We start from the raw sequence: 21,461 nt of genomic DNA on the forward strand, positions 1-21,461 counted from the left end.
TTACATGGCCTTCGCGGCCTGTCTTTGTAACAATCCCGCAGCCACAAGCAAAAAGCCCCACCAAATATTGGCGGGGCTTTTTGTTGTGCGAGGCAGCCCGGCGAGGTTGCCGCGCCGCGTCAGTCCTCGCGGCGCAGATGCGGGAACAAGATGACGTCGCGGATGTTCGGGCTGTCGGTCAGCAACATCACCAGGCGGTCGATGCCGATGCCGCAGCCGCCCGTCGGGGGCATGCCGTATTCCAGCGCTCGGATGTAGTCGGCGTCGAAGTACATCGCTTCTTCGTCGCCCGCATCCTTCTGGTCGACCTGCTTGCGGAAGCGCTCGGCCTGGTCTTCGGCGTCGTTCAGCTCGGAGAAACCGTTGGCAATCTCGCGGCCGGTGATGAACAGCTCGAAGCGCTCGGTGATGCCCGGCTGGGTATCCGAGGCGCGCGCCAGCGGCGAGACTTCCACCGGGTAGTCGATGATGAACGTCGGCTCCCACAGCTGGCTTTCGGCGGTTTCCTCGAACAGCACCAGTTGCAGCGTGCCGAGGCCCGCGTTGAGGAATTGCGGGGCGCCGGTGTTGATGCCGAACTTCTTCAGCTCGGCGCGCAGGAATTCCGTATCGGCCAGTTGCGCGTCGGTATATTGCGGCGCGAACTTCTGGATGGCCTGCGTGATGGTGAGGCGATGGAACGGCTTGGACAGGTCCAGCTCGCGGTCCTGGTAGGTCAGCACGGCGCTGCCGCGCGCGTCGATCGCGGCCTGGCGGATCAGGTCCTCGGTAAAGTCCATCAGCCAGCGGTAGTCCGTGTAGGCCGCGTAGAACTCCATCATGGTGAACTCAGGGTTGTGGCGCGGGCTCACCCCCTCGTTGCGGAAGTTGCGGTTGATCTCGAACACGCGCTCGAAACCGCCCACCACCAGGCGCTTGAGGTACAGCTCGGGCGCGATGCGCAGGAACATCTGCATGTCCAGCGCGTTGTGGTGGGTGATGAACGGCTTGGCCGTGGCGCCGCCCGGGATCGGGTGCAGCATCGGCGTTTCGACTTCCATGAAGTCATTGTTGGCCATGTGCCGGCGCAGCGAGCTGATGGCGTTGGTGCGGGCGCGGAAGGTGGCGCGCGTTTCCGGCGACACGATCAGGTCCACATAGCGCTGGCGGTATTTCTGTTCCTGGTCGGCCAGGCCGTAGTAATCGCCGGGCAGGGGGCGCAGGCTCTTGGACAGCAGGCGCAGCTCGGTCACCGCCACCGACAGCTCGCCGGTCTTGGTCTTCATCAGCGTGCCGCGGGCGGCCACGATATCGCCCAGGTCCCACTTCTTGAAGGCGGCGTACACGTCTTCACCAATCGCATCGCGGCTGATGTAGAACTGGATACGGCCCGAGCCGTCCTGCACGGTGGCAAAGCTGGCCTTGCCCATCACGCGCTTGAGCATCATGCGCCCGGCGATGGCGACTTCCACCGGGGTGGCTTCGAGCACGGCCTGCTCGGTCTCGCTGTACTGCGTGTGCAGCGCGGCGGCCTGGTGGGTCGGGCGGAAGTCGTTGGGGAAGGCCGGGCCTTGCTGACGCAGGGCCTGGAGCTTCTCGCGCCGTTCCGCGATGATCTTGTTTTCGTCGGCTGCGGCCGGGACGTTGGTCTCGGCGGGAGCGCGGTTGGATTCGGTCATGATGTCTTGGTGAGTCGCTCGGGCCAGGCCCGCGCGAGGTTCATGTATTGCGGATGTCGTCGAGCTCGGTGCTGCCAAAGTCAGGCCGCTCCAGGTACGCAGCGATACGCCGCGCGGTGTCGTCGGCCGAGGCCAGCTGATCGTTGTCCTTGAGGTCGCGGAAGCGCTGCACCTGCGCAAAGTCGGCGTTGCGGATGGTGGCCTGCATGCCGGTATCGACCACGCCCGGCGCCAGCGCTACCGCGCGCACGGCGCGTTCCGCCGGCGCCTGCGCGTATTCGGCGTTGATGGAGCGCACGAACATGTCCAGGCCCGCCTTGCCGGCGCAATACGCGCTCCAGCCCTCGACCGGGCGGCGCGCCGCGCCGGAGGAGATCGCCAGGATCTTGCGCGGGCAGCCAAAGCGCTCGGTGTGCGAGAGGAACGCCGCGGTCATGGTCATCGGCGTGGCCAGGTTGGTCAGCAGATGCTGCACCAGTGCCGGTTCGCGCAGGTTGGCGATGGGGCCGATCGGATCGATCATGCCCGCGTTCAGGATCAGCGTGACGCTGGCAAGCGTCTCCTCGACGACATCGAGGACGCTGCCAAGCCAGGTTGCCGACGGGCCGGCTTGGGAGAGGTCTTGCAAGTGCCAGGCTACCTTGACGCCGCTGGCGGACGCCGCCCGTTCCAGCTCGGGATTGCGGCTGCGGGACACGCATACCAGGCGGTTGCCCGGTTTGAGCAATGCCTGCGTCAGCGAGGCACCGAGCCCGCGCGAGGTGCCCGTGATGATGATCAGATGCGTTGCTGCGGTCGATGCTGCGGTCATGGTCAAGATTGTCCCGGCAGGTGAGTGGCCGCACCTGCCGCCGCCACACGCCGATCCTTGCCGGGGGCGCGTGGTGGCGGCGTGGCGCCGCTGCGTGGTTACAGCCCTTGCTTCAGGCTGGCTACGATGAAGGGATCCAGGTCGCCGTCCAGCACCTTCTGCGTGTTGGACATTTCCACGTTGGTGCGCAGATCCTTGATGCGGCTCTGGTCCAGCACGTACGAGCGGATCTGGTGGCCCCAGCCCACATCGGTCTTGGACGACTCCAGCTTGTCGGCTTCGGCCTGGCGCTTGCGCATTTCGTGCTCATACAGCCGCGACTTCAGCATCGACATGGCTTCGGCGCGGTTGCGGTGCTGCGAGCGGTCGTTCTGGCACTGCACCACAATGCCGGTCGGGATGTGCGTGATCCGCACGGCCGAATCGGTCTTGTTGATGTGCTGGCCGCCCGCGCCGGAGGCACGGTAGGTATCCACGCGCAGGTCCGCCGGATTGACATCGACCTCGAACGATTCGTCGACCTCGGGGTAGACGAAGACCGACGAGAACGACGTGTGGCGGCCGCCCGACGAATCGAACGGCGACTTGCGCACCAAGCGGTGCACGCCGGTTTCCGTGCGCAGGTAGCCGAACGCGTACTCGCCCTCGACCTTGATCGTGGCGCTCTTGATCCCCGCCACGTCGCCTTCCGACTCTTCCAGCACTTCGGCCTTGAAGCCCTTGCGCTCGCAATACTTCAGGTACTGGCGCAGCAGCATCGACGCCCAGTCGCAGGCTTCGGTACCACCGGCGCCGGCCTGGATGTCGATAAAGGCGTTGGCCTGGTCCATTTCGCCGGAGAACATGCGGCGGAATTCCATGTCGGCGACGATGGCTTCGAAGCCGGAAACGTCGGTCTCGATGGCTTCCAGCGTGTCGTCGTCGCCTTCTTCGCGGGCGAGCTCGAACAGCTCCTCGGCACCGCTAAGGTCGTCCGTGAGCTTGCTGAGCACGCCGACCACGCCCTCCAGCATTTTCTTTTCCTTGCCGAGATCCTGGGCCCGCTTGGGGTTGTTCCAGACCTCGGGGTCCTCGAGTTCGCCGTTGACTTCGTCGAGTCGTCCTACTTTGACATCGTAGTCAAAGATACCCCCGTAGATCTTCCGTTCGCGAACGGAGATCAGAGATGGCACCGGAGATGGCGTTGAGGCGTTCTGCTTCCATGATGTTCCTGCGCTTTCAAAACCTTGAATTATAGCGGATCGGGGGCTTTTGCCCCGACTCTGATCGCGTCTGTTGCGCGATTTCGAACGGTTTGCCTCCTGGAGGGTCTACAGTTGCGGGTGCGTCATGGCAGACTCGAACGCGCCGTCGGCCCAAGGCTGGCCACCCGGCAGGCTTCAAGTTAAGGACAGGGAGGGACGATAAGTACGTGATGAAGCAAAGCAACCACGACAAGACGAACGCGCGGCGCCGCGCGCTTGGCCTGCTGGCCGCCGCCGCCGCGGCGTGCCTGGCCGCCGGCTGCGGCACCCTGGCCAGCGAACCCGCGCCCGATGGTTACTACCGGGTGCAGAGTGGCGACACCTTGTACACCGTGGCCCGGCGGCACAAGCGCGCCGTGCGCGACCTGGTGCGCTGGAACCAGCTGCCCAGCGCGGACAGGATCGAAGTCGGGCAACTGCTGCGGGTCCGCCCGCCGGCTGGCGCCGTTGCCGGCACGGCTGCCGGCAACGGCCCGGTGGCGGTCGGGGATACCCCTCGGGTGGACAACAGCGCGCCGTCGCGCGCGCCCGCCACCAGCATCCGCCTGCAATGGCCGGCCGACGGCCGCGTGACCGCCGGCTACGGGCCGCCTGCCAGCAAGGGCCTGCGCATCAACACCGCGCCCGGCAGCGTGGTGCGCGCGGCCGCCGCCGGCAAGGCCATCCACGTCGGCGACCTGCGCGGCTATGGCATGCTGGTGATCGTCAAGCACGACGACAACTGGCTGACGGTGTATGGCAACCTGGACAAGCCCTCGGTCAGCGAGGGCGCTCAGGTAGCCAGCGGGCAGGAGGTCGGGCGCATGGGCACGGCCGACAGCGAGCTGCATTTCGAAGTACGCAACAACGGCAAGCCGGTGGATCCGGCGGGGCTGCTGCCGTCGCGTGGCTAAGCCACCTGCTGGCCGAGCGCGCTACTGCGCGTGCTCGATCACCATCTGTACCCGTGTGATGCCGTTGAAGGTGTTGTTGTCGAGCCGGTAGGCCACCAGCGCGCTGGCGCCCAGCGACTCCGCATGGTTGAACCAGATCGCATCGAAGCGCTGGCTGCCGCGCCCTAGCTGCAGCTTCAGGTGCTTGCCCTTGAGCACGCTCTGGCGCAGCACGTCGAACTCGCCGCAGAAGGTGGGCGCCGGGAATCCCTGGCCCCAGACCTGCTGCTCCAGCAGCGAGACGAATTCCGGGCTGAAGCAGCCATCCTCGATGTCGCCATCGGTCTCGATCACCCGCGCCAGCTGCTCGTCGCTCAGCCATTCGCGCCCCACCGCCTCGAACGCTTCCATGAACTGCCCGAAGCTGTCGGCGCTGAGGGTCAGGCCCGCCGCCATGGCGTGGCCGCCAAACTTCTTGAGCAGGCCGGGATGGCGCTTGGACACCAGGTCCAGCGCATCGCGCAGGTGAAAGCCGGGGATGGAGCGGCCCGATCCCTTGATCGTGTCTTCGTCGCCCGGGGCGAAGGTGATGGTGGGGCGGTGGTACTTCTCCTTGAGCCGCGAGGCCACGATGCCGATCACGCCCTGGTGCCACGTGTCGTTGAACACGCTGACGGTAAAGCGCGCGGCCGGATCCAGCGCGCCCAGCGGGCCTTCCAGGATCTGCAAGGCTTCCTGCTGCATGCCGGCTTCGATATCGCGCCGCTCGCGGTTCATGCCGTCGAGTTCCTGGGCGATCTCCCAGGCGCGGTTGGCGTCGTCGGTCAGCAGGCATTCGATGCCTAGCGACATGTCGGCCAGCCGCCCTGCGGCGTTCAGGCGCGGGCCCACGCCAAAGCCCAGGTCGAAGGTGTTGGCGCGCGTGGCCTCGCGCCCGGCGGCGCGGAAGAGGGCGGCCACGCCGGCGTGCATGCGGCCGGCGCGCATGCGCTTGAGGCCCTGCGCCACCAGGATGCGGTTGTTGCTGTCGAGCTTGACCACGTCGGCGACCGTGCCTAGCGCCACCAGGTCCAGCAGGGTGTCCAGGCGCGGCTGGGTCTGCGCGTCGAACACGCCGCGGCGGCGCAGTTCGGCACGCAAGGCCAGCAGCACGTAGAACATCACGCCCACGCCCGCCAGGTTCTTGCTGGGGAATTCGCAGCCGGGCTGGTTAGGGTTGACGATCACCGCCGCGTCGGGCAACTGGTCGCCGGGCAAGTGGTGGTCGGTCACCACCACGTCGATGCCGAGCGCATTGGCCGCCGCTACGCCGTCGACGCTGGCGATGCCGTTGTCCACCGTCACGATCACATCCGGCTGCTGCCTGGCGGCCAGCGCCACGATCTCCGGGGTCAGGCCGTAGCCGTACTCGAAGCGGTTGGGCACGATGTAGTCGATGCGCGCTCCCAGCATGCGCAAACCGCGCACGCCCACCGCACAGGCGGTGGCGCCGTCGCAGTCATAGTCCGCCACGATCAGCAGGCGCCGGCCCGCGGCGATGGCGTCGGCAAGGTAGGTGGCCGCGTGGTCGATGCCTTTCATGGCCGCCGGCGGCACCAGGCCGGGCAGCTCGGTGGCGAGTTCGGCCGGCTCGCGTACGCCGCGTGCCGAGAGGATGCGTGCCAGCGTGGGATGCAGGCCGAACCCGGCCAGCTTGCCAGCGTGCTCGGTGGAAAAAGAGCGAACAGCGATTTTTGTCATTGCGGGGTCTTGCGGAAAACCAGGGGATCAGGCGGCATAGGCGAGGTCGGACAGCAGCGCGCGCCAGTCGCCGCGCTGGCCCAGGCCGCGCCAGAACTTGCGCAGGTCGGCGCGGCGCACGGTGAACTCGGCGTAGTGGTTGTCGCCGGACAGCATGAGCGTGACCGCCTGCAACTGCCCGGCTTCGAGGGCGGCCAGGGCGGGCGCGAACCATTCGGCGTCGAGCGTGTGCATGCGCTCGATCCACAGGCCCCAGTCCTGGGCGATATGGGACTCGATGGCGTCGTCCAGCAGCGCCATGGCGCTGCCCTGCATCGCCTGGATTGCCTTGAAACGCGGCGGCTGGGGCTGGCATGCCGCGCCGCCGGCCAGCGCCAGGCCGCGCAGGAAGGCGTCGCCGGTCAGTACCGTGTCCGCCAGGCGTGGCACCGGCTGCAGGGTGCCGCCGCCGTGGAGCCAGACCGAATTGACGGAGAACTCTCCCGCGGCTTCCCTGGCCTGGTTCACCGGATGGTCGTACCAGGTCATCTGGATTTCGTTCTGGATCCGGCGCCAGTCGCGAGCGCGCTCGCCGGCCTGCATCCACACATCGATATTGCGGCCGGTGGCCCGCAGCGGGCTGGCGGCCACAAGTGGCCCGAACACGGCTTGCGGGATGTACCAGCGCGCCGGGTGCGGTGTTTCAAGCACAATGCCGGATTCCTGCAGCAGCCCCGCCACCGCGGCGTGCAGGGCGGCGGACTCCTCGGCCCGGATATGCAGCAGAGCCGGGTCCATCAGCACCAAGTGGTCGCGCGCGGCATGGATATGCACCGGCTGCAGGCAGGCCCAGGCCTGGCCATCGTCCGCCGTGGCACCGTTGCCGGCGGCGGTCATGTCGGCCAGGCGCATGTACGGGGCGCTGGGCACACGGGCCGTGTCGAGCCCGGCGCGCCCGGCCAGCCAGCGCTCATGCGGCAGCGCGCGCAGGAAGGGGTCGTCGTGTCGCTCGCGCGGGCCGGGGCTGGCGCGCGTGAGCAACTTTCCCAGCGCCGGCAACTCCAATTGCCGCAGCAGGGCTTCGAGCATGGCGTCGTTGCCCCCACCGTCGGCGTCGATCGCGGCGCCGGGCGGGACAGAAAAGGGCACAATCAGGGTCAGGTGCGTCATCATGGTGCCGAGATTGTAAACTTGCGGCTGGCTGGCGGCGGAAATATCGTCCCCGGCCCGGCTGCGACAGTGGCGCGAGCGGCGCCCCGGGTGAGCGGCCAGCAAGTCATCAGCGGCGTCGGCGGTGTGGCGCCGGCGTTTCTCCTTAACAACAGGAACCCTCTTGAACTTTCCTTACGAGTGGCAGATCGGTTGGCGATACACCCGCGCAAGCAAGCGCGCCAGCCGCAACACCTTTATTTCTTTTATCTCGATGATTTCCATGCTCGGCATTGCGCTGGGCGTGGCGGCGCTGATCGTGGTGCTGTCGGTGATGAACGGTTTCCAGAAAGAAGTGCGCGATCGCATGCTCTCCGTGCTGTCGCACATCGAGGTGGTCGGCCCCGGGGCGCTGCCCGACTGGCAGAAGACCGCCGCCGAGGCGATGCGTAACAAGGAAGTGATCGGTGCAGCGCCCTATGTGGCCGCGCAGGCCATGCTGACCCGCGAGGACGCCGTGCGCGGCGTGCTGCTGCGCGGGGTCGAGCCTTCGGAAGAACCCAAGGTTTCCGATATCGGCAAGCAGTTCCGGGGCGGCAGCATGGAGCGCCTGCTTCCGGGCGAGTTCGGCATCGCCCTGGGCAATGAGCTGGCCAACGCGATGGGCGTGCAGGTGGGCGACAAGGTCACGCTGGTGGTGCCGCAGGGCACCATCACGCCGGCCGGGGTGCTGCCGAGGCTCAAGCAGTTCACGGTGGTGGGCGTGTTCTCGTCCGGCCATTTCGAGTTCGACAACGCACTGGCGCTGATCAATATCCGCGACGCCGAAGCCATGTTCCGCCTCGCCGGGCCCACCGGCGTGCGTTTGAAACTGACGGACATGCAGCGCGCCCCCCAGGTAGCAGACGAACTGGCCGGCACGCTCTCGGGCGAGCTCTACCTGCGGGACTGGTCCAAGCAGAACCGCAACTGGTTTGCCGCGGTGCAGACCGAGAAGCGCATGATGTTCATCATCCTGACGCTGATCATCGCGGTGGCGGCCTTCAACCTGGTGTCCACGCTGGTCATGACCGTGACGGACAAGCAGGCTGACATCGCCATCCTGCGCACCATGGGCGCCCAGCCGAGCTCGATCACCAAGATCTTTATCGTGCAGGGCGTTGCCATTGGTTTTATCGGCACGCTCGCGGGGGTTGCCGGTGGCGCCTTGATCGCCTTCAACATCGATGTGATCGTGCCCTTTATCGAACGGCTGCTGCATGTGCAGTTCCTGCCGCGCGACATCTATTTCATCAGCGAACTGCCCTCGGATCCCCGCGTGAACGACATTGCGACCATCGGTATCGTCTCCTTCGTGCTGTCCATCCTGGCCACGCTCTACCCAAGCTGGCGTGCCGCCCGCGTCAACCCGGCGGAGGCGCTGCGCTATGAGTGAAACCCTGATGCACGCCGCACCGGCCGGCAATGCCGCGCACGCCGCTGGCAAGGCCGGCTCGGATATGCCGGTGCTGCTGGCCGAAGGCCTGACCAAGCGCTTCCGCCAGGGCGGCCTGGACGTGACCGTGCTCAAGGGCGTGGATGTCCGGGTGGATGCGGGCGAGAAAGTCGCCATCGTGGGCGCTTCGGGTTCCGGCAAGAGCACGCTGCTGCATGTGCTGGGCGGGCTCGACAACCCGGACAGCGGGCGGGTCGCCTTGAAGGGCCGGCCTTTCACCGCGCTGCGCGAGAGCGAGCGCAATATCGTGCGCAACCGCGAGCTGGGCTTCATCTATCAGTTCCACCATCTGCTGCCCGAGTTCACCGCGCTGGATAACGTGGCCATGCCGATGCGCATCCGCGGGCTGCGCCAGCCCGAGGCGCGCGCGGCGGCGATGACGGTGCTTGAGCGCGTGGGGCTGGGCGACCGGGCGCAGCATCGGCCCGGCGAGCTGTCTGGCGGCGAGCGCCAGCGGGTGGCGATCGCCCGCGCGCTGGTGGGCGGCCCGGCCTGCGTGCTGGCCGACGAGCCCACCGGCAACCTGGACGACCATACCGCGGGCGGGGTCTACGACCTGATGCTGGAGCTGTCGCGCACGCTGGGCACCAGTTTTGTCATCGTGACCCACGACCTCGACCTGGCCAGCCGCTGCGATCGCGTGCTGCGACTGCGCGACGGGCATATCCACCGCGAGCGCTGAGCGCGCCCGGGCGCCAGCGGAACCTGCCATGTGGATCGATACGCATTGCCACCTCGACGCCGGCGAATTCGATGCCGACCGTGACACCGTTGCCGCCGCCGCTGCCACGGCGGGGGTGACGGGCATCGTGCTGCCGGCGGTAGCCGTGTCGAACTTTGCCGCGGTGCGGGCGCTTGCGCATCGCCACGCCAGCTGCGTCTACGCGTTGGGGATCCATCCCCTGTGCACGCCGGGCGCGGGGCAGGCCGACCTGGACGCTTTGCGCAGCGAGGCGCAAGCCTCGCTGGCCGATCCGCGCTTCGTCGGCATCGGTGAGATCGGGCTCGATTTCTTCGTGCCCGGCCTCGATGCCGCGCACCAGGCCTGGATCTATTCCGAGCAACTCAAGATTGCGCGCGAGTTGGACTTGCCGGTGCTGCTGCATGTGCGCAAGTCGCAGGACCAGGTGGCGGCCCAGTTGCGCCGCATCGGCGTGCGCCAGGGCATTGCCCATGCTTTCAACGGCAGCGTGCAGCAGGCGCGCGGATTTATCGACCAGGGTCTCAAGCTGGGCTTCGGCGGCAACCTGACCTTCAGTCGCGCCAACCAGATCCGGCGCCTGGCGGCGGAGCTGCCGCTCGATGCCATCGTGCTGGAAACCGACGCACCCGACATCGCGCCCGCCTGGCTGTCCGACGACCAGTTCGGCGAGCAGCACAAGGCGCGCAACACGCCCGCCGAAGTGGCCGGCGTGGCGCGCGTGCTGGGCGAGTTGCGCGGGCTGGATGCCGCGCCGCTGGCGCAGGCGATGTGGCGCAACTCCGTGGCGGCCTTGCCGCGGCTGGGCGCGTTCGCGTCAACCATGTTCCCCTCGGCATTGCCTGCAGTGCCTGCATTGGCCCCGGCCGAAGCAATCGGAAACCAACCCGTTTCATCCTGACAAGTCTGGCGGCCGGTAACGGCCGTATAAGCAGACGCATCCGATATCCCATCTACCCGTTGGGGGAGTCCGCATGCGTCTGTTTTTGCTCGCCTTCGTGGCGGGCTGCTGGTGGCTGCAGCAACAAGGCTCGCTGCCGCGTGGCGGCACGGTGTGGATGTTGGCGGCTGCCGGGCTGCTGGCGGCCGCGCTCGCGCTGTGCCTGCGCACGTGCCGGCCTGGCTGGGCGCGGGTGGCCTGGATCGTAATGTCGCTGCTGGCTGGTTTCGGCTCTTCGGCGTGGCGCGCCGAGGCTCGTCTGGCAGAGCGGCTGGCGCCTGGGCTGGAAGGGGCCGACCTGCAGGTGAGTGGCGTGGTGGCCGGGCTGCCGGCGCAGGCCGCGCGCGGCCAGCGCTTCGTGTTCGCGCTTGACGATGCGGCGGGCATGCCGCCCCGCGTCTTGCTGGGCTGGGAGGATGCCCCGGCCGGCTTGCGGCCGGGCGAGCGCTACGTCTTCACCGTGCGCTTGCGGCAGCCCCATGGCCTGGCCAACCCGCATGGCTTCGATTACGAATTCTGGCTGATGGCGGCCGGGCTTGGCGCCACTGGCTACGTGCGCGATGCCATCGGCGAGCCGCAGGACGCTGTCGGCGAACGGCTCGCGTGGCGGATCGCGCGATGGCGGGCGCAGGTGCGCGATCACGTCTTGCAAAGCCTGCCACCCGATGCCCGCTTCGCCCCGGTGCTGGCGGCGCTGGTGGTGGGCGATCAGCACGGCATCCAGCAGCGGGACTGGACCTTGTTCACGCGCACCGGCATCGGCCACCTGATCAGCATTTCCGGCCTGCATATCACCATGATTTCCGGCCTGTTCTCCAGCTTCGTCTATTGGCTGTGGCGGCATTCGTTCGGGCTCGGGCGATGGCTGTCGCGGCCTTTGCCGCTGTGGTGGCCGGCGCGCCGCGCCGCGCTGGTGGGCGCGGTGATCGCGGGCCTCGTCTACGGACTGCTGGCGGGCATGCAGGTGCCGGCGCTGCGCACCGTGTCGATGCTGGTGGTGGCGGCGCTGGCATTATGGAGCGGGCGCACGCCGCCGGGCTCGCTGGTGCTGGCCTGGGCGGCGTTCGTGGCGATCGGGCTCGACCCCTGGGCGGTGCTGTCGCCCGGGTTCTGGCTTTCGTTCGGCGCGGTGGGTGTGATCTTCCTGGCCGCGGCGCAACCGGCAAACCAGTCCGCGCCGGCGCGTTGGCAGCGTGTCCGCGCCAGCCTTGCGCAGGCGGCGCGCACGCAATGGTCCGTCACGATCGGGCTGGTGCCGATGACCTTGCTGCTGTTCCAGCAGGTCTCGGTGATTTCGCCGCTGGCCAATGCGGCGGCGATCCCGCTGATCAGCCTGCTGGTGACGCCCATGGCCTTGCTGGCGGCGGCGGTGCCCGCGCCGCTGGCGGGCTGGCTGCTTGGCCCCGCGCATCTGCTGCTGCACTGGCTGGTGCTGGGCCTGGAGTGGCTGTCGGCGCCGCCGTGGGCGGTATGGCAGGCCGCGCGCGCCGGGCCGGTAGCGCTGGCGCTGGCGGTGCTCGGCTCGCTGCTGTTGCTGGCGCCCGTGCCCTGTGGCGTGCGCGCGCGCCTGCATGGCGTGGTACTGCTGTTGCCGATGGTGCTGGCGGGGCGGCAGCCAGTGGCGCACGGGGAGTTTCGCGCCACCGCGATCGATATCGGGCAGGGCACGGCGGTGCTGGTGGAAACGCGCTCGCGCGTGCTGCTCTACGATGCCGGGCCGGCTTACGGCTGGGGCGCCGCGCGTGGCGAATTGGGCAACAGTGCCGGCGCGCGGGACATCGTGCCGTTCCTGCGCGGCGCGGGGGTGCGCAGGCTGGACACGCTGGTGATCAGCCATGAAGACGCGGACCACGCTGGCGGTGCGCGCGACATCATGGCGGCGCTGCCGGTGGACAGCCTGTTATCGGGCGCGCCGGCGGGACATCGGCTGCTGGTGCCGCCGGCGAGCGCTGCGCAACTGCAGGCGCGGCCCTGCGAGGCGGGGCAGCAGTGGGAGTGGGATGGCGTGCGCTTTGCCATGCTGCATCCCTTGCCGGGCATCGCGCAGAATGCCGCCATCGACAGCAATGCGCGCAGTTGCGTGCTCAAGGTGGCAGGCAGCGCGCGCAGCCTGCTGCTGACCGGCGATATCGGCCGGCGCGACGAGGCGGCGCTGCTGGCACGCCTGTCCACGCAAGACTTGCGCGCGGACTTCCTGCAGGTGCCGCATCACGGCAGCAACACCTCATCGAGCGGGGCGTTCCTGGCCGTGGTGGCGCCGGAGGTCGCGCTGTTCCAGGTGGGCTACCGCAACCGCCACCGGCATCCTCGGCCCGAGATCTGGGACCGCTACGGCTCGCACGAGATCGCCCGCTATCGCAGCGACGAGACCGGCGCGGTCCAGCTTACGACGCGCGGCGAGTCTTACGCGCTGCAGGCTTACCGCCAGCACGCGCGGCGCTACTGGCGCGCGGCGCCGCCTGCGCCTCGCTGAGATGCGCGGGCTCGGCCTGCGCGATGCGGCGCTCGCGCAGGTGCGCCTTGGCGCGCTGCAGGCCGGCAGAGACAGTGTCGGCGCGCTCCAGGGCGACGCCCGCTGCCAGCACGTCGCCCAGCACCAGGTGGCAGATGCGGGAGGTCATCGGCGTGTAGACCTCGCTGTCTTCCTCCACGTCCGAGAACACGCAGACATCCGCCAGCGCGGCCAGCGGCGAGCCGCTGTGGGTCAGCGCCAGCACGCTGGCACCGCTGGCGCGAGCGAGCGTGGCGGCGGCCAGCATGTCCCATGTGCGCCCGCTGTTGGAGACCAGCACGGCTACGTCGCCGGGTCCAAGCAGCGCCGCCGACATGCTGAAGACGTGCGAGTCCGAATAGGCCACCGTGGGCATGCCAAGGCGGAAGAACTTGTGCTGGATATCCAGGGCGACGATGCCCGAGTTGCCGCAGCCATAGAACTCGATCCGCCTGGCCGCGGCGAGCAGCTGGATGCCATGTTCGATCTGGTCTGCCGACAGTGCATTGCGCACGGTCATCAGGGTGGCGATGGTGCGGTCGAACACCTTGCCGGCGATATCGGCGGGGCGGTCCTCGGCTTTGACGTCCTGGTGCACGAAGGGCGTGCCACCGCCCACGTTCTGGGCGAACTGGAGCTTGAACTCGCGAAAGCCGTCGTAGCCCAGCGCCGCGCAAAAGCGCGCAATGGTGGGCTGGGACACGCCCGCGCGCTCGGCCAGTTCGGGCATCGACAAGCGGATCACGCTAGCGCCGTGGCGGGCGACATAGTCGGCAAGGCGGCGTTCGGAGGGGCGAAGCGTGTCGTAGACGGCAAGAATTCGGTCGCGCATGGTAGGGCAGGGATGGGCTGTCTGTGCCGGGGAATTGTTCTGGCTTTGGCCCCGGAGTCCGTGGCTCGACGGATCGAGCGGCATGTAGATATTCTACATAATCAGAGGCGGGGTCATCGCGGCTTCAGCGTGACGGTCAGCTAGGGATTTCACCTATGTGCGCTAAATTTGCCATGAATAAAGCGCTTTGTGACGTGTCTGCATGGTGCTTTCGAATTGGCTTTCGATATAATGTAGAAAATCTACAAACAATAGCACCAGCCGGCGCCCGCTAGTCCATCAGTCCCCCAGTCCTCCCGGATACGATCAGGCATCACGACCAGGAACTCCCCAATGTCAAAAGCCCTCCACGCCGAAGTTCATGCCGTCACCGAGCGCGTGATCGCGCGCAGCCAGCGCAGCCGCGCCGCCTATCTCGCGCGCTGCGAACGCGCCCAGCAGGAGCTGGGCCCCTTGCGCGGGCTGTCCTGCGCCAACCTCGCCCACGGCCTGGCCGCGCTGCCCGCGCATGACAAGCTCAAGCTGCGGGTCGAGCACGCAGCCAACCTCGGCATCGTCACCGCGTACAACGACATGCTGTCGGCCCACCAGCCGTACGAGCGCTATCCCGGCGTGATCCGGGAGGCCGCGCGTGCCGTCGGCGCCGTGGCGCAGGTGGCGGGCGGCGTGCCGGCGATGTGCGATGGCATCACGCAGGGCAATGCCGGCATGGAACTGTCGCTGTTTTCGCGCGATGCCATTGCGATGGCCACGGCGGTCTCGCTGTCGCACAACACCTTCGATGCCGCTGTCATGCTGGGCGTGTGCGACAAGATCGTGCCGGGCCTGCTGATGGGCGCGCTGCAGTTTGGCCACCTGCCGGTGGTGTTCGTGCCGGCCGGGCCGATGTCGACGGGCTTGTCCAACAAGGAAAAGGCGCGCGTGCGCCAGCTGTACGCAACCGGCCAGGTGGGCCGCGAAGCCTTGCTGGAGGCCGAATGCGAGGCCTATCACGGGGCCGGCACGTGCACCTTCTACGGCACCGCCAACAGCAACCAGTTCCTGATGGAAATCATGGGCCTGCATATGCCGGGCTCGGCCTTCGTGCATCCGGACAGCGGCCTGCGCGACGCGCTCACCGCCGCCGCGGCCCAACGTGCGCTGGCCCTGACGGCGCGGGGCGGCGACTACCTGCCGCTGGCGCATATCGTGGACGAGCGCGCGGTGATCAATGCCGTGGTCGGCCTGCTGGCCACGGGTGGCTCGACCAACCACACCATCCACCTGGTGGCGATGGCGCGCGCGGCGGGCATCCTGATCGACTGGAACGATTTCGACCGTCTCTCGCGCATTACGCCGCTGCTGGCACGGGTCTACCCCAACGGCTCGGCTGACGTGAACCACTTCCACGCCGCGGGCGGCGTGGCCTACGTGATTCGCCAACTGCTCAGCGCCGGGTTGCTGCATGAGGACGTGGAAACCGTGGCCGGGCGTGGCCTGGCCCGTTACACGCAAGAGCCCGTGATGATCGACGGCGTGCTGCAGTGGCGCGACGGCGCCGCTGTCAGCGGTGATGCCACGGTGCTGGCCACCGCGGCCGAGCCGTTCTCCGCCGAGGGTGGCTTGCGCCTGCTGCAAGGCAATCTTGGCCGCGGCATGATCAAGGTGTCGGCTGTGGCGGCCGAGCATCGGGTGGTCGAAGCACCGGCACGCGTCTTTGACTCGCAGGAGCAATTGCAAGCCGCGTTCGAAGCCGGCGAGTTCACGGGCGACATGATCGCGGTCGTGCGTTTCCAGGGACCCAACGCCAACGGCATGCCTGAACTGCACCGTCTCACCCCGGTGCTGGGCTCGCTGCAGGACGCCGGCCACAAGGTTGCGCTGGTGACCGATGGCCGCATGTCCGGCGCTTCCGGCAAGGTGCCGGCGGTCATTCATGTGGGGCCTGAGGCGCTTGCCGGCGGCCCGCTGGCGCGCGTGCGTGACGGGGACCGGATCCGCGTGGACGCCGTGGCGGGCACGCTGGAATGGCTCGGCGCTGCCGATGGCGACGGCGACCTGGCGACGCGTGCTTCTGCTGTGCTGCCGGACGACGCCTTCACGAACTTCAGCGTTGGCCGGGGCCTGTTCGGGCTGTTCCGCCGCAACGCGCGGATCGCGGAGGAGGGCGGCAGCGCGCTGGACCTCTCCGAGGCCGACGCGCCCGGCGCTGTCCAAACGGGCGCGGCCGTCGCACAATAGGCAGCGCCCCTTAAATTTGTGTCATTTGTGTCCCCGGCAGCCGATGGCTGGCGGAGACGACCCCGAGCCGGCCCATGCGGGTCCTATCATGGCTTCATGGCTGAACGCTTGCGGTGCCGACCAGCGGCCGGCGCGGGGACTACCGACAAGGATGGGAAAACCATCCGAACATGATCATTGGAGCAGACATGATCTACATCCTGATGGGCGTTTCCGGCAGCGGAAAGACCACGGTTGGCCAGTTGCTGGCCAAGACCTTGCAATGCGGCTTCCACGACGCCGATGAATTCCACAGCGCCGCCAACAAGGCGAAGATGCACAACGGCATCCCGCTGACCGACGACGACCGCTGGCCCTGGCTGGCCGCGATGCGCGCGGCGATCGATGCGGCTCGCGCCGAGGGGCGCACCCACGTCTTTACTTGTTCCGCGCTGCGGCAGACCTACCGCGACCGCCTGACGCCCGCCGACGGCGGCGTGACCTTTGTCTACATGAAGGGCGATGCCGCGGTCATTGGCGGCCGCCTGGCCGAGCGCAGCGAGCACTTCTTCAATCCCGCCCTGTTGCAGAGCCAGTTCGATACCCTGGAGGAGCCGAATGACGCCCTGGTGCTCGATATCCGCCAGACGCCGGAGGCGCTGGTGCAGCGCATCCTGGCCGGGGTGCAGGCACAAAAGGGGGTGGCGATCGCCCGCTGAACCGATGCCAACGCCGGCCCGAAGCCAAGGCTGGCAGACATCTTGCTTATCCATGTTTGATGGCGCGAACGCCTGCCGCTTGCGGCTTTCGTGGTCATAGGTATCCTATAGGGACAGCACTTCGAAGCATGACGAGACGGTCCGCGGCCAAGCCGCCGGGCCTCGGGTGGTGATCTCAAGGTGCTGTGCCGGGAACAACAAGCCAATCAAAACGGGATAGCCGGCAGTTGGGGCGGCACCCAAATCATGGGGGAACGGCCATCATGGCGGCGCGGTTTTTCGACGAGATGCTCGATTGGCAAGATGGCGTGGCAGCAGCAATCCACGCGGGCGAGTCCCTGCCGGCAGGTGCCGTGCGGGGGCACTACAAGCAGTTCGCGGATTGGTTGGCGCGCCAGTCCGAAGGCACCATGGGCAACAAGCGCGCCGAGGCTGACCTGATCTTCCGGCGCGTGGGCATCACGTTCGCCGTTTACGGCGAAAAGGACGAGTCGAACAGCGGTACCGAGCGGACCATCCCGTTCGACGTCATTCCCCGCATCTTCCCCGCCAGCGAGTGGGCGACGCTCGAGCGCGGGCTGCGTCAGCGGGTGTCGGCGCTGAACCGCTTCATCCACGATATCTATCACGGGCAGGACATCATCCGCGCCGGCGTGATCCCGCCAGACCAGATCTACAACAACGCGCAGTACCGCCCCGAGATGCTCGGCATCGACGTGCCCCGTGACATCTACGCCCACGTGGCGGGCATCGACGTAGTGCGCGCTGGCGAGGGTGAGTTCTACGTGCTGGAAGACAACCTGCGCGTGCCCTCCGGCGTGTCCTACATGCTGGAGAACCGCAAGATGATGATGCGGTTGTTCCCGGACCTGTTCGCGCGCAATCGCGTGGCGCCGGTGGCGCACTATCCCGACCTGCTGCTCGACATGCTGCGCGGCGTCTCGCCGCAGAACATCGCTGATCCCACGGTGGTGGTGCTCACGCCCGGCATGTACAACTCCGCCTACTTCGAGCATGCCTTCCTGGCGCAGCAAATGGGCGTGGAACTGGTCGAGGGCAGCGACCTGTTCGTGCAGGACGAGCACCTCTACATGCGTACCACCCAGGGGCCGCAGCGCATCGACGTGATCTACCGCCGGGTCGACGATGACTTCCTCGACCCGCTGGTGTTCCGCTCGGATTCCACGCTGGGCGCGGCGGGGCTGCTCTCGGTCTACCGCGCGGGCAATGTCACCATCTGCAACGCCATTGGCACGGGCGTGGCCGACGACAAGTCGATCTATCCCTACGTGCCCGACATGATCCGCTTCTACCTTGGCGAGGAAGCGATCCTCAACAACGTGCCGACGTACATGTGCCGCCGCCCGGACGACCTGCAGTACGTGCTGGACCACATGAGCGAACTGGTGGTCAAGGAAACGCACGGGGCCGGCGGCTACGGCATGCTGGTGGGGCCTGCCGCCACGCGCGCGGAGATCGATACGTTCCGCGAGGTCGTGCGCGCGCGTCCCGAGCAGTACATCGCGCAGCCCACGCTGGCGCTTTCCACCTGCCCGACGTATGTCGAGTCGGGGATCGCGCCGCGCCATATCGACCTGCGTCCGTTCGTGCTGTCCGGCAAGGATGTGCGCATGGTGCCGGGCGGGCTGACCCGCGTTGCGCTGCGCGAAGGCTCGCTGGTGGTCAACTCCTCGCAGGGCGGGGGCACCAAGGACACCTGGGTGCTGGAGCGCTGACGCGCGGCGCACGCAAGGATTGTTTGTGATTCCTGCGCTGGCCGCCGCGTTGCCGGCGGCGCGCGGGCGAACAGCGCTGTACGAGGGGACTGACCATGCTTAGCCGCACCGCCGACCATCTGTTCTGGATGGCGCGCTATACCGAGCGCGCGGAGAACACCGCGCGCATGCTGGACGTGAACTACCAGACTTCGCTGCTGCCGCAATCCGCGGAAGTGGCTGAGCAAGGCTGGTGGGCCATGCTCGATATCTCCGAGCTGACCAAGGTGTTCGACGAGAAGTACGGCCTGCTCACGCGCGACGACGTGATCGACTTCATGGTGCGCGACATGACCAATGTCTCGTCCATCATGAGCTGCCTGCGCGCGGCCCGCGAGAACGCCCGCGCCGTGCGCGGCTCGCTGACCACCGAGGTCTGGGAGACCATCAACACCACCTGGCTCGACGTGCAGCGCATGATCGCCGACGGCGTGCTGCGCGAGGATCCTTCGCAGTTCTTCGAGTGGGTGAAGTTCCGCTCCCACCTGGCCCGCGGCGTGCAGTTCGGCACCATGCTCAAGGACGATGCCTTCCACTTCATGCGGCTGGGCACGTTCCTGGAACGCGCCGACAATACCGCGCGGATCCTGGACGTGAAGTTCCAGGCCAGCACGGTCGACGAGAGCGATCCCAATCGCGACGCCAACGATTTCTATCACTGGGCGGCTGTCTTGCGCTCGGTGTCGGGGTTCGAGGTGTACCGCAAGGTGTATCGCACCGTGATCACGCCCGAGCGCGTGGCCGAACTGCTGGTGCTGCGCCCTGACATGCCGCGCTCGCTGGTGTCCAGCATGGACGAGGTGGTGTCGATCCTGGCGCTGGTGCGCAACCACCTTTCTTCGGAGACCGAGCGCCAGGCTGGTAAACTCCACGCCGATTTGAAATATGCGCGCATCGACGACATCTTCGCCGTCGGGCTGCATGCTTACCTGACCAGTTTCCTGGAGCGCATCGGCGACCTCGGCAACGGCATCAGCCGGGATTTCCTCGTGCCGCTGCTCGCTGCCTGACCTATAAGAAGTGGGGAGGTTGTGCCGGCCTCGCCACATCATGAAATACAAGATTCACCACAAGACGGTCTACCGTTACGCCGAGCCGGTCCTGCGCAGCGTGCACGAACTGCGGCTCGCGCCGCGCTCGGGCCCTCTGCAGGCCGTGCAGGAGTGGAAATTGTCCGTTCCCGGCAACCTGTCCGAGGCACGTGACGGTTTCGGCAATATCGTGCACAGCTTCACTATGGCCGGGCCAGCACATACGCTGGTGATCGAGGCCAGCGGCGTGGTCGATGTGACGCCGCCAATCGATGCGGACGGGCCGTTTTTCTGCGATGCGCCGCCGGCTGGCGAGGCGCGTGTGTCGCCGCTGTATTACCTTGGCGGCACGCCGCTGACCGCCGCCAAGCCGGAGATGGTGCGTTTTGCCGCGCCCTACCTGGCGGCGGGGGCGACGGTGCCCGCGCTGCTGGCGCTGGCCAATGGCATCGCCGGGCGGGTGCGTTACCAGTCAGATAGCACCGATGTGGACACCTCGGCCAGCGACGCGTTCGCGCTCGGCAGCGGGGTTTGCCAGGACCAGGCGCAAGTGATGGTGGCATGCTGCCGGGCCCTGGGTGTGCCGGCGCGTTACGTCAGCGGCTATTTCTATGACCCGGCCGCGTCGGAACTGGCCAGCCACGCCTGGGCCGATGTCTGCGTGGATGCCGGCAAGGAGTTGTGGTGCAGCATCGACGTGACCCACGGCTGCCTGAGCGACGCGCGCCATATCCGGCTGGCGGTCGGGCGCGACTATCGCATGGCTGCACCGGTGCGCGGGGTTCGCGAAGGCGGCAGCGGCGAGCGGCTGGCGGTCGAGATCGCCATTGCGCCGTTGCAGTGAATGAAGTGGTGCGCCGTGCACCAGAAACGGGCGCGCCGCAAGGTTCCGGGCGCACCGGCGCGGCGCTAGAATGCGGCCTTGGCCCAGTCGACTGGCTTGGCGATGCGCCAGGCGTGAATGTGCACCATTACAAGACAAGATCATGACGTACTGTGTAGCCATGCGGCTGGATGCCGGGCTGGTGTTCCTATCCGATTCGCGCACCAATGCCGGTGTCGATGCGATCTCTACCGCTCGCAAGATGACCGTGTTCGAGGAGCCGGGCGACCGCGTGATGGTCTTGCTGACCGCGGGCAACCTGGCGATCAGCCAGGCGGTGCGCCAGATACTGGCGGAGGGCCGCGACGAGAAGCGCTCGCTGTGGACGGCGCGCGATATGTTCGAGGCGGCCGCCATCGTTGGCGATGCGGTGCGCCAGGTTCACAAGCACGACGCCCACGCGCTGCGCGAGGCCGGCATCGAGTTCAATGTGAGCCTGATCTTCGGCGGCCAGATCCGCGGCGAACGCGTGCGCTTGTTCCATGTATACGCTGCCGGGAATTTCGTCGAGGCCACACCCGAGAACTGCTATTTCCAGATCGGCGAGGCCAAGTACGGCAAGCCCATCATCGATCGCGTGGTCGAGCCGACGCTGCCGCTGGGCGAGGCCGCCAAGTGTGCGCTGATCTCGATGGACTCCACGTTGAAGTCGAATATCTCGGTGGGCCTGCCGCTGGACCTGCTGGTCTACGAAGGCGATTCGCTGCGTGTGACCCGCTTTGTCAATATCGACGAGAAGAACGCCTACTTCCGCATGATCCGCGATACCTGGGGGCAACGCTTGCGCCAGGTCTTCGGCGAGATCAACGATCCCGAGTGGGATGCCAACGCGCCGGCCGAGTTTCCGCTGGCGCGCCAGGGCGCGGCCGACCGCTGGGGCCAGCCTGTGCGCGCCACGCGCGAACGTGCCGGCACGCAGGACTGAGGGCGCACTGCGAATACG

General features: G+C 67.4%; 17 protein-coding genes. 11 read left to right on the forward strand and 6 right to left on the reverse strand.

The features are described 5' to 3' along the window. Positions 1–119: 119 nt before the first annotated feature. The 3 genes from lysS to prfB all read right to left on the reverse strand — a co-directional run bounded on the left by lysS (position 120) and on the right by prfB (position 3,672). A complete protein-coding gene (lysS, locus tag A9975_RS28610) occupies positions 120–1,658 on the reverse strand; it encodes a lysine--tRNA ligase (RefSeq protein WP_183035679.1) in 1,539 nt (512 codons plus the stop codon). 40 nt (positions 1,659–1,698) lie between these two features. Beyond that, positions 1,699–2,469, reverse strand: a complete 771-nt coding sequence (locus A9975_RS28615; RefSeq protein WP_183035680.1) for an SDR family oxidoreductase — start codon at positions 2,467–2,469, stop codon at positions 1,699–1,701. Between the two features lie 98 nt (positions 2,470–2,567). Beyond that, positions 2,568–3,672 (reverse strand): peptide chain release factor 2 gene (gene prfB / locus A9975_RS28620; RefSeq protein ID WP_183035681.1). Its coding sequence is split into 2 segments (ribosomal slippage): positions 2,568–3,590 and positions 3,592–3,672, totalling 1,104 coding nucleotides; the frame shifts between segments, so codons are not numbered across the junction. Positions 3,673–3,883: 211 nt separating this feature from the next. Between prfB and A9975_RS28625 the strand changes: the two genes are divergently transcribed. Further along, positions 3,884–4,606 carry a peptidoglycan DD-metalloendopeptidase family protein gene (locus A9975_RS28625; protein WP_183035682.1) on the forward strand — a complete coding sequence of 241 codons (723 nt, stop codon included), beginning with the start codon at positions 3,884–3,886 and terminating at the stop codon, positions 4,604–4,606. Positions 4,607–4,627: 21 nt separating this feature from the next. Here A9975_RS28625 and recJ read toward each other — a convergent pair whose 3' ends face one another. Both recJ and A9975_RS28635 read right to left on the reverse strand, forming a co-directional pair. Then, positions 4,628–6,325, reverse strand: coding sequence for a single-stranded-DNA-specific exonuclease RecJ (gene recJ, locus A9975_RS28630; protein WP_183035683.1), 1,698 nt, complete (start codon positions 6,323–6,325; stop codon positions 4,628–4,630). A 27-nt stretch (positions 6,326–6,352) separates the two neighbouring features. Next, positions 6,353–7,477 carry a hypothetical protein gene (locus tag A9975_RS28635; RefSeq protein WP_183035684.1) on the reverse strand — a complete coding sequence of 375 codons (1,125 nt, stop codon included), beginning with the start codon at positions 7,475–7,477 and terminating at the stop codon, positions 6,353–6,355. Between the two features lie 160 nt (positions 7,478–7,637). Between A9975_RS28635 and A9975_RS28640 the strand changes: the two genes are divergently transcribed. The 4 genes from A9975_RS28640 (at position 7,638) to A9975_RS28655 (ending at position 13,061) form a co-directional block, all read left to right on the forward strand. Next, the gene (locus A9975_RS28640) at positions 7,638–8,888 is read left to right on the forward strand and encodes a lipoprotein-releasing ABC transporter permease subunit (RefSeq protein ID WP_150983847.1); all 1,251 of its coding nucleotides are present in this window, start codon (positions 7,638–7,640) and stop codon (positions 8,886–8,888) included. Continuing rightward, positions 8,881–9,630 carry a lipoprotein-releasing ABC transporter ATP-binding protein LolD gene (gene lolD, locus A9975_RS28645; protein ID WP_183035685.1) on the forward strand — a complete coding sequence of 250 codons (750 nt, stop codon included), beginning with the start codon at positions 8,881–8,883 and terminating at the stop codon, positions 9,628–9,630. The genes A9975_RS28640 and lolD overlap by 8 nt, the downstream gene beginning before the upstream one ends. A gap of 28 nt (positions 9,631–9,658) precedes the next feature. Next, positions 9,659–10,549 (forward strand): TatD family hydrolase, encoded by an 891-nt coding sequence (locus A9975_RS28650; protein ID WP_183035686.1) that lies wholly within the window; start codon positions 9,659–9,661, stop codon positions 10,547–10,549. 73 nt (positions 10,550–10,622) lie between these two features. After that, positions 10,623–13,061, forward strand: coding sequence for a DNA internalization-related competence protein ComEC/Rec2 (locus tag A9975_RS28655; RefSeq protein ID WP_183035687.1), 2,439 nt, complete (start codon positions 10,623–10,625; stop codon positions 13,059–13,061). Here A9975_RS28655 and A9975_RS28660 read toward each other — a convergent pair. After that, a complete protein-coding gene (locus A9975_RS28660; RefSeq protein ID WP_150983851.1) occupies positions 12,973–13,911 on the reverse strand; it encodes a MurR/RpiR family transcriptional regulator in 939 nt (312 codons plus the stop codon). The two genes, A9975_RS28655 and A9975_RS28660, sit on opposite strands and share 89 nt — an antisense overlap. A gap of 333 nt (positions 13,912–14,244) precedes the next feature. Between A9975_RS28660 and edd the strand changes: the two genes are divergently transcribed. The 6 genes from edd to A9975_RS28690 all read left to right on the forward strand — a co-directional run bounded on the left by edd (position 14,245) and on the right by A9975_RS28690 (position 21,443). Further along, positions 14,245–16,131 carry a phosphogluconate dehydratase gene (gene edd, locus A9975_RS28665; protein WP_183035688.1) on the forward strand — a complete coding sequence of 629 codons (1,887 nt, stop codon included), beginning with the start codon at positions 14,245–14,247 and terminating at the stop codon, positions 16,129–16,131. A gap of 188 nt (positions 16,132–16,319) precedes the next feature. Then, the gene (locus A9975_RS28670) at positions 16,320–16,829 is read left to right on the forward strand and encodes a gluconokinase (RefSeq protein ID WP_183035698.1); all 510 of its coding nucleotides are present in this window, start codon (positions 16,320–16,322) and stop codon (positions 16,827–16,829) included. Between the two features lie 263 nt (positions 16,830–17,092). Then, positions 17,093–18,565, forward strand: a complete 1,473-nt coding sequence (locus tag A9975_RS28675; protein WP_043344922.1) for a circularly permuted type 2 ATP-grasp protein — start codon at positions 17,093–17,095, stop codon at positions 18,563–18,565. Between the two features lie 95 nt (positions 18,566–18,660). Further along, positions 18,661–19,614, forward strand: coding sequence for an alpha-E domain-containing protein (locus A9975_RS28680; protein ID WP_150983853.1), 954 nt, complete (start codon positions 18,661–18,663; stop codon positions 19,612–19,614). A gap of 40 nt (positions 19,615–19,654) precedes the next feature. Continuing rightward, on the forward strand, positions 19,655–20,479 hold the full coding sequence (locus A9975_RS28685; protein ID WP_183035689.1) for a transglutaminase family protein: 825 nt from the start codon (positions 19,655–19,657) through the stop codon (positions 20,477–20,479). Positions 20,480–20,621: 142 nt separating this feature from the next. Then, entirely contained in the window at positions 20,622–21,443 is an 822-nt protein-coding gene (locus A9975_RS28690) for a peptidase (RefSeq protein WP_183035690.1), read from the forward strand. The last annotated feature ends 18 nt before the right edge of the window (positions 21,444–21,461 follow it).

Source organism: Cupriavidus sp. UME77, assembly GCF_014170355.1.
In the GTDB taxonomy this organism is placed as follows: domain Bacteria; phylum Pseudomonadota; class Gammaproteobacteria; order Burkholderiales; family Burkholderiaceae; genus Cupriavidus; species Cupriavidus basilensis.

Bases quoted from the DNA above. Each gene is read 5' to 3' on its own strand.
- A9975_RS28685 (WP_183035689.1), top strand. From the start codon at position 19,655: ATGAAATACAAGATTCACCACAAGACGGTCTACCGTTACGCCGAGCCG.
- A9975_RS28615 (WP_183035680.1), bottom strand. From the start codon at position 2,469: ATGACCGCAGCATCGACCGCAGCAACGCATCTGATCATCATCACGGGC.
- A9975_RS28675 (WP_043344922.1), top strand. From the start codon at position 17,093: ATGGCGGCGCGGTTTTTCGACGAGATGCTCGATTGGCAAGATGGCGTG.
- A9975_RS28660 (WP_150983851.1), bottom strand. From the start codon at position 13,911: ATGCGCGACCGAATTCTTGCCGTCTACGACACGCTTCGCCCCTCCGAA.
- A9975_RS28655 (WP_183035687.1), top strand. From the start codon at position 10,623: ATGCGTCTGTTTTTGCTCGCCTTCGTGGCGGGCTGCTGGTGGCTGCAG.
- A9975_RS28635 (WP_183035684.1), bottom strand. From the start codon at position 7,477: ATGATGACGCACCTGACCCTGATTGTGCCCTTTTCTGTCCCGCCCGGC.
- lysS (WP_183035679.1), bottom strand. From the start codon at position 1,658: ATGACCGAATCCAACCGCGCTCCCGCCGAGACCAACGTCCCGGCCGCA.
- recJ (WP_183035683.1), bottom strand. From the start codon at position 6,325: ATGACAAAAATCGCTGTTCGCTCTTTTTCCACCGAGCACGCTGGCAAG.
- A9975_RS28625 (WP_183035682.1), top strand. From the start codon at position 3,884: ATGAAGCAAAGCAACCACGACAAGACGAACGCGCGGCGCCGCGCGCTT.
- A9975_RS28650 (WP_183035686.1), top strand. From the start codon at position 9,659: ATGTGGATCGATACGCATTGCCACCTCGACGCCGGCGAATTCGATGCC.
- A9975_RS28670 (WP_183035698.1), top strand. From the start codon at position 16,320: ATGATCTACATCCTGATGGGCGTTTCCGGCAGCGGAAAGACCACGGTT.
- edd (WP_183035688.1), top strand. From the start codon at position 14,245: ATGTCAAAAGCCCTCCACGCCGAAGTTCATGCCGTCACCGAGCGCGTG.
- A9975_RS28680 (WP_150983853.1), top strand. From the start codon at position 18,661: ATGCTTAGCCGCACCGCCGACCATCTGTTCTGGATGGCGCGCTATACC.
- A9975_RS28690 (WP_183035690.1), top strand. From the start codon at position 20,622: ATGACGTACTGTGTAGCCATGCGGCTGGATGCCGGGCTGGTGTTCCTA.
- lolD (WP_183035685.1), top strand. From the start codon at position 8,881: ATGAGTGAAACCCTGATGCACGCCGCACCGGCCGGCAATGCCGCGCAC.